Origin of the sequence: Nostoc sp. DedQUE02, assembly GCF_034531035.1 — a bacterium.
In the GTDB taxonomy this organism is placed as follows: domain Bacteria; phylum Cyanobacteriota; class Cyanobacteriia; order Cyanobacteriales; family Nostocaceae; genus Nostoc.
Window position 1 is genome coordinate 105,919 of record NZ_JAVRBY020000020.1, and the last position, 6,608, is coordinate 112,526.

General features: G+C 39.1%; 3 protein-coding genes. All 3 read left to right on the forward strand.

What is annotated here, in order from left to right:
* The first annotated feature begins 342 nt into the window (after window positions 1–342).
* The 3 genes from RMX98_RS17460 to RMX98_RS17470 all read left to right on the forward strand — a co-directional run bounded on the left by RMX98_RS17460 (window position 343) and on the right by RMX98_RS17470 (window position 6,483).
* Window positions 343–3,579 carry an efflux RND transporter permease subunit gene (locus RMX98_RS17460; protein WP_322677015.1) on the forward strand — a complete coding sequence of 1,079 codons (3,237 nt, stop codon included), beginning with the start codon at window positions 343–345 and terminating at the stop codon, window positions 3,577–3,579.
* A 259-nt stretch (window positions 3,580–3,838) separates the two neighbouring features.
* Window positions 3,839–5,263: an efflux RND transporter periplasmic adaptor subunit gene (locus RMX98_RS17465; protein ID WP_322677014.1), complete on the forward strand. Its 1,425-nt coding sequence runs from the start codon at window positions 3,839–3,841 to the stop codon at window positions 5,261–5,263.
* A gap of 161 nt (window positions 5,264–5,424) precedes the next feature.
* On the forward strand, window positions 5,425–6,483 hold the full coding sequence (locus tag RMX98_RS17470) for a zinc-dependent dehydrogenase (RefSeq protein WP_322677041.1): 1,059 nt from the start codon (window positions 5,425–5,427) through the stop codon (window positions 6,481–6,483).
* Window positions 6,484–6,608: the final 125 nt, after the last annotated feature.

Here is a 6,608-nt window from a genome sequence, read left to right on the forward strand (position 1 = left end):
TTAAGAGGACTTTTCTAAACACTAAAGTGCTTACTACAAACATTTAAAATGTACTATCGCAATTACGTATGAAATATTACATATTTGTTTTGGTAAGTTACAGGGTCTTGCATTTTACACATCTGTATGCAAAGATAATTTTACATAAAATACTGTAAATCTATCGATTTACCGTATTAACAAGTTTTAGTACTTTTAAATCTAACTGATTGCAAATAAAGGCATTCAGCAAGTATTCATTTGGCAATTAGCAATGAATAACTAAAATTTAAATAATAATTTCCTTTAGTGTAAATCGCACTGACAGACTAAAGAAAAAAGAAGACTTGAAACTAAAAAATAATGTGGATTGTTAAACTTGCTCTTCGTCGCCCCTACACCTTTGTAATTACTTCCATACTTATTTTTGTTTTAGGAGTAGTTACTATTACGCGCATGGCAACGGACATTTTTCCAGAAATTAATATTCCTGTTGTCAGTGTGATTTGGTCTTATGGTGGTGTATCACCAGAAGAAATGGAACAGCGTATTGTTACGAGCAGTGAACGCTCTTTTACAACCACTGTTAATGACATTGAACACATCGAATCACAATCACTCAATGGTGTTAGCGTCATTAAAGTTTTCTTCCAACCAGGAGCAAAAATTGAAGCAGCAGTAGCTCAACTTACTTCTAACACTCAAACAATTCTTCGAGCTTTACCTCCAGGAATTACACCGCCTTTAATTATTCGCTACAATGCCTCTAATGTACCTATTCTTCAGCTAAGTGTTAGCAGCACATCACTATCAGAGCAAGAACTTTACGATAACGGCAATAATTTTCTGCGGACTCAGCTAGCGACTGTTCAAGGCGTGTCTGTACCGTTACCTTATGGAGGCAAACCTCGGCAGATTATGGTAGACATTGACCCGCAGGCACTATTTGCCAAAGGTCTTTCAGCTACAGATGTCACAACCGCAATCAGCGCCCAAAATCTTATCTTACCTGGGGGAAATGCCAAATTAGGCGATCGCGAGTACAGTGTTCGACTCAATAGCAGTCCCCAAGTCTTAGACGCGTTAAACAATTTACCAATTAAACAAATTAACGGCACTGTAATTTATATACGTGATGTTGCCCAAATCCATGATGGCTTTGCAGTGCAGAACAATATTGTCCGTCGAGATGGACGAAGGTCTAGTTTATTAACTATTCTCAAAAATGGTAGTGCTTCAACTTTAGATGTTGTCGCTAGAGTCAAAGAAAGACTACCAAAAATTCAAGCTACATTACCTAAAGAATTAGATTTAGAAATCTTATTTGACCAATCGATATTTGTTAAAGCTTCCATCCACGGAGTATTAACGGAAGGATTAATTGCTGCTTGTTTAACTGCCACGATGATTTTATTATTCTTAGGCAGTTGGCGTAGCACTTTAATTGTGGCAATCTCCATTCCTTTATCAATTCTTTGTTCTATTATTGCTTTGCGATTGCTAGGACAAACTCTAAATATTATGACATTAGGAGGTCTATCTCTGGCAGTTGGGATTTTAGTTGATGATGCCACAGTAGAAATTGAAAATATCCACCGCAATTTGGGGCAAGGGAAACCTCTGCAACAAGCTATTTTAGATGGCGCACAACAAATAGCTGTTCCGGCTTTCGTTTCTACCTTGGCAATCTGTATTGTTTTTATCCCAATTGTCTTTTTAACAGGAGTGGCACAATCGCTATTTATGCCTTTAGGAATGGCGGTTGTTTTTGCAATGCTTGCCTCCTATCTACTCTCGCGGACAGTAGTACCAATGTTGGCAAAGTTTCTGCTTGCGAAGGAACTACATCTTTATACTGAACATGAAAATCTAGAGAATAACGGTAATGGTTATGTAATTACCAAAAAAGATATTTTCTGGCGGATTCATGAGCAGTTTAACCGCCAATTTGAGAAATTTCGGCAAAACTATCGAAATACTTTAGCCAAAGCTCTAAATCATCGCGGTATAGTTTTTGCAGTCTTTGGTGCTTTTTGGGTAAGTGCCTTAGTTTTACTACCTTTTGTTGGTCAAGACTTTTTCCCACAAGTAGATGCAGGTCAGTTTCGGTTGCATGTCCGCGCTCCTGCGGGAACACGACTTGAAAAGACAGAACAGATTTTTACTCAAGTTGAAAATGAAATCCGCCAAGTTATTCCTGAGGAAGAATTAGAAATTATTCTTGACAATATTGGTTTACCTGTAGGTGGAGTCAACCTGGCTTTTAGCGACACAGCAACCATTGGCCCTGGTGATGGAGAAATTCTTGTCGGTCTTAAAGAAGGTAAACATCATTCTACTTGGCAATATGTTAGACAACTACGCCAAAAATTAACCGCCCAATTCCCTGAATTAACCTTCTTTTTTCAACCTGCGGATATAGTAACTCAAATTCTCAATTTTGGTTTACCAGCACCTATTGATATTCAGGTCATAGGCCCAGCGAAAAATCGTCGGGATAACTACAAAATTGCCAAACAAATCAAAAACCAAATAGCTCAAATTCCGGGAGCAGTTGATGTTCATTTACATCAAGTCGTTGATGCTCCAGACCTACGTATTAATGTAGATCGTTCTCAAGCACAACGTAGCGGTTTAACTCAAAGAGATGTTGCCAATAACCTACTCACATCATTAAGTTCTAGTGGTCAAACATCACCCAATTTTTGGCTCGATCCTATCAAAGGAGTCAGTTATCTAATAGCAGTACAAGTTCCCCAGTATAAACTGAACTCACTAGAAAAAATTCAGAATACTCCTGTAGCTAACGGTTCTAGCTCGTCACAACTTTTAAGCAATCTTGCTGTTGTAAAACGTGGGAAAGCTCCTGCTGTTGTTAATCATTACAACGTACAGCCTGTATTTAATATTTACGCCAATGTTCAAGGTCGTGATTTAGGTGGTGTAGCCAGCGATATTTATAAAATAGTTGGACAATTTCAGCAGAAGTTACCGCGTGGAACCTCAATTATGGTGAAAGGTCAAGTAGAAACGATGAATTCATCTTTTCTAGGATTAGAAGTAGGATTGATATTTGCCATTGGATTAGTTTATTGCTTAATAGTAGTCAATTTTCAATCTTGGATCGATCCATTCATTATTATGATGGCACTGCCAAATGCTTTAGCAGGAATTGTTTGGATACTATTTGTGACGAATACAACGTTTAGTGTACCTTCTTTGATGGGTGCAATTATGAGTATTGGGGTTGCGACTGCCAATAGTATTTTGCTCGTCACCTTTGCTAATGAGCAACGTCTAATAGGAGAAAAAGCTGTTTCTGCGGCTTTAGCTGCTGGTTATACCCGTTTGCGTCCAGTATTAATGACTGCTGGAGCCATGATTATGGGGATGTTACCAATGTCTCTTGGTTTAGGAGAAGGTGGTGAACAAAATGCTCCTTTAGGACGTGCTGTAATTGGTGGATTATTAGCAGCAACAGTGGCAACTTTAATTTTTGTACCTGTAATTTACAGTATTTTACGCAGAAAACAACCCCAAAATTTAGAGTTAGAGGAAGAACTATCTTCTACTATCAAATTAACTGTAGCCAATCGGTAAATTATTCGGGAATAATCAGATCGCCGACTTCTTAAAGAAGTCGGCGATCTTAGAGGATGTTTTAAAAGTAGTTTGCTGTATCTTCGCACTTATTGATCCCCCCTAGCCCCCCTTAAAAAGGGGGGAACCGGAATCAAAGTCCCCCTTTTTAAGGGGAATTTAGGGAGATTGAAAACGTTTTTGTTACCGACAAGAGGACTTTTAAAACATCCTCTTAAAGAATTTCGATAAATCAACAAATCAAATAGAATTATATAGTATGGATACTCAAGAAAATACCAAAGTTGATAATTCTGATATCGCAGCAACGAATAAAAAAAGTCGCTTCAATTTTATCACCATTATTGCTATGACTACTTTTGTTGTTACTGGACTTTTAGCACTTGGTATTATACCTCGCTTACAAAAGCAATCAGAATTAAATGCTTTCGCTAAATCTACAACAAAAAAAGCTTCTTCGGTTAATGTAGTTAAACCAAAAGTTGCTGCTAATTTCACCGAATTAGTTCTACCTAGCAGCATTCAAGCCAGCCAAGAAACCACAATTTATGCCCGTACCAGTGGCTATTTACAAAAAAAATTAGTGGATATTGGCGATCGCGTAAATAAGGGGCAGCTACTAGCTATAATTGATGCGCCGGAAACTGACCAAGATGTACAGCAAGCTCGTGCAGAATTGGCAAAGTCTGAGGCTAATCTCGCTCAAGTTCAGGCAGATTTAGCACAAAAGCAAAGTAATCTTTCTCAAACAAAAGCTAACTTCAAGGCTAGACAGGCGGAATTAGCCCAAGCACGTACTAACCTAGAATTAGCACGTCAAACTTGGCAACGTTGGCAATTACTTCAAAAGCAAGGAGCCGTGACTACACAAACTGCTGATGAACGCGAAAGTGCTTTTAAAGCAAGTCAAGCTAATGTAGATACTTTAATTGCTCGCGTTAATTCAGAGCAAGAAAGTGTAAATACTGCTCTCGCAGCTATTAATTCCCAGAAAGCTAACATTAATGCGTTTATTGCAAGTAGGAGTGTTAGTAAATCAGATTTACAACGGATAACTGCTTTACAAACATTCAAACAAATTGTTGCCCCTTTTGCGGGTGTAATTACTGCTCGCAACATAGATTCAGGAGCTTTAATTTCTGCGGGTAGCAATAATAATAGTGGAAATTCCTGGTTATTTAAGATTGCTCAGACAAAGAATTTACGTATCCGAATTAGTGTTCCACAGGCTTTTGTGCAATCAATTCACCCTGGACAAAATGCGCTTGTTCGTGTTCGTGAGCTACCGAAAAAATCTTTTTCTGGTAAAGTTATTCGGACTGCTGATGCCTTGGATGCTACTTCTAATACTCTTTTAACTGAAATTGAAGTACAGAATTCAGAGAATGTATTGCGTCCTGGGATGTATGCTGAAGTGACTTTTAAGACTGAACGTGCTAACCCACCTTTATTAGTACCAGCTAATACCTTAGTGATTAATGCAGATGGTATACAAGTAGCCACTGTGACAAAGGAAAAGAAAGTCAAATACCAGAAAGTAGAGCTTGGACGAGATTATGGTACTGAAGTTGAAGTTGTTTCTGGTTTAAGCCCTAATGTTAGGTTAATTACTAATCCTACGGATGCTCTCCAAGATGGGAAATCGGTTCAGATACTTGCATCTAAGCATAAGACTAAGAATTGAATTTTGAATTTGGAGCGTACCCCATCTCTACGGGACGCTCTGCGAATGGGTAAGCAAGCGAGGTGACTGGGGTTACAACAAAGTAAAGTTAACCGATAATAAATAGCTTAACGTTGACGACTAATGCTACATCTAGTATGGTTGAGCGGGGAAAAACCAACGTGAAAGCACAGGTATTTAGAGGCGTTAATCAACTATCTTACGAAGATATCCCAGTTCCAACCCTAGAACCAGATGAAGTGCTGGTACAGGTGCGGGTTGTGGGGTTGTGTCAGTCAGATATTAAAAAAATTCGTTATCCACTTTATGAACCGCCGCGCATTTTTGGACATGAAACTGCCGGCACGATCGCAGCAATAGGCAATAATGTCAAAGGTTGGCAAGTTGGACAACGGGTAGCAGTGATGCACCACATCCCTTGTATGCGTTGCGCCTACTGCCTAAATGATAATTTCTCGATGTGTGATGTTTACAAAAACATTTCCACTACCGCAGGCTTTAATGCCAGTGGCGGCGGTTTTGCCGATTATGTCAAAGTTCCTGGACATATTGTGGAAAATGGTGGGTTGATTCCCATCCCTGATAATATCAGTTTTGAAGAAGCGAGTTTTGTAGAACCAACTAACTGCTGTTTGAAGGCAGTGAGAAAAGCTCAAATTGCTCCAGGACAAACTGTATTAGTTACTGGGGCTGGGCCAATTGGGTTAATGTTCATTATGTTGGTGAAGTATTTCGGAGCAAAAGCGATCGCTACTGATTTACTACCTTCTAGAATTGATAAAGCCTTGAGTGTCGGTGCAGAAGCGGCTTTTGATGCTCGCGATCCCGATTTAACGGCAAAAATACATGCTCTAACTGGTGGACTAGGTGTTGATGTTACTCTGCTGGCTGTTCCTAGTGAGAAAGCTTTCTTTCAAGCACTTGATAGTACCCGCAAAGGTGGCAAAATATTATTTTTCGCCGAATTCCCTGATAAGGTGGAAATTCCAATTAATCCCAATATTCTCTACCGTCGGGAAATTGACTTGATCGGCAGTTATAGCTCATCTTATCGGCTTCAGAATTTATCAGCCGATATTGTGTTTAATCAGCGAATTGATGTAAAAGCGTTGATTAGCGATCGCTATCCATTAAAAGATTTATCAGCAGCCGTGGAAGTTGCGATCGCACCCACACCGGATACTTATAAAATCTTAATTTATCCGTCAAAGGAAGATTAGGGAGATAGGAGAGTGTTAAATAATTCGTAATTCGTAATTCGTAATTACCCCTCTTCTGTCACTCTCCGAAAACATTTGCCATTTCTGGATTCTAGAGCTTTTGTATAGCAAGCGATTGCGCGATT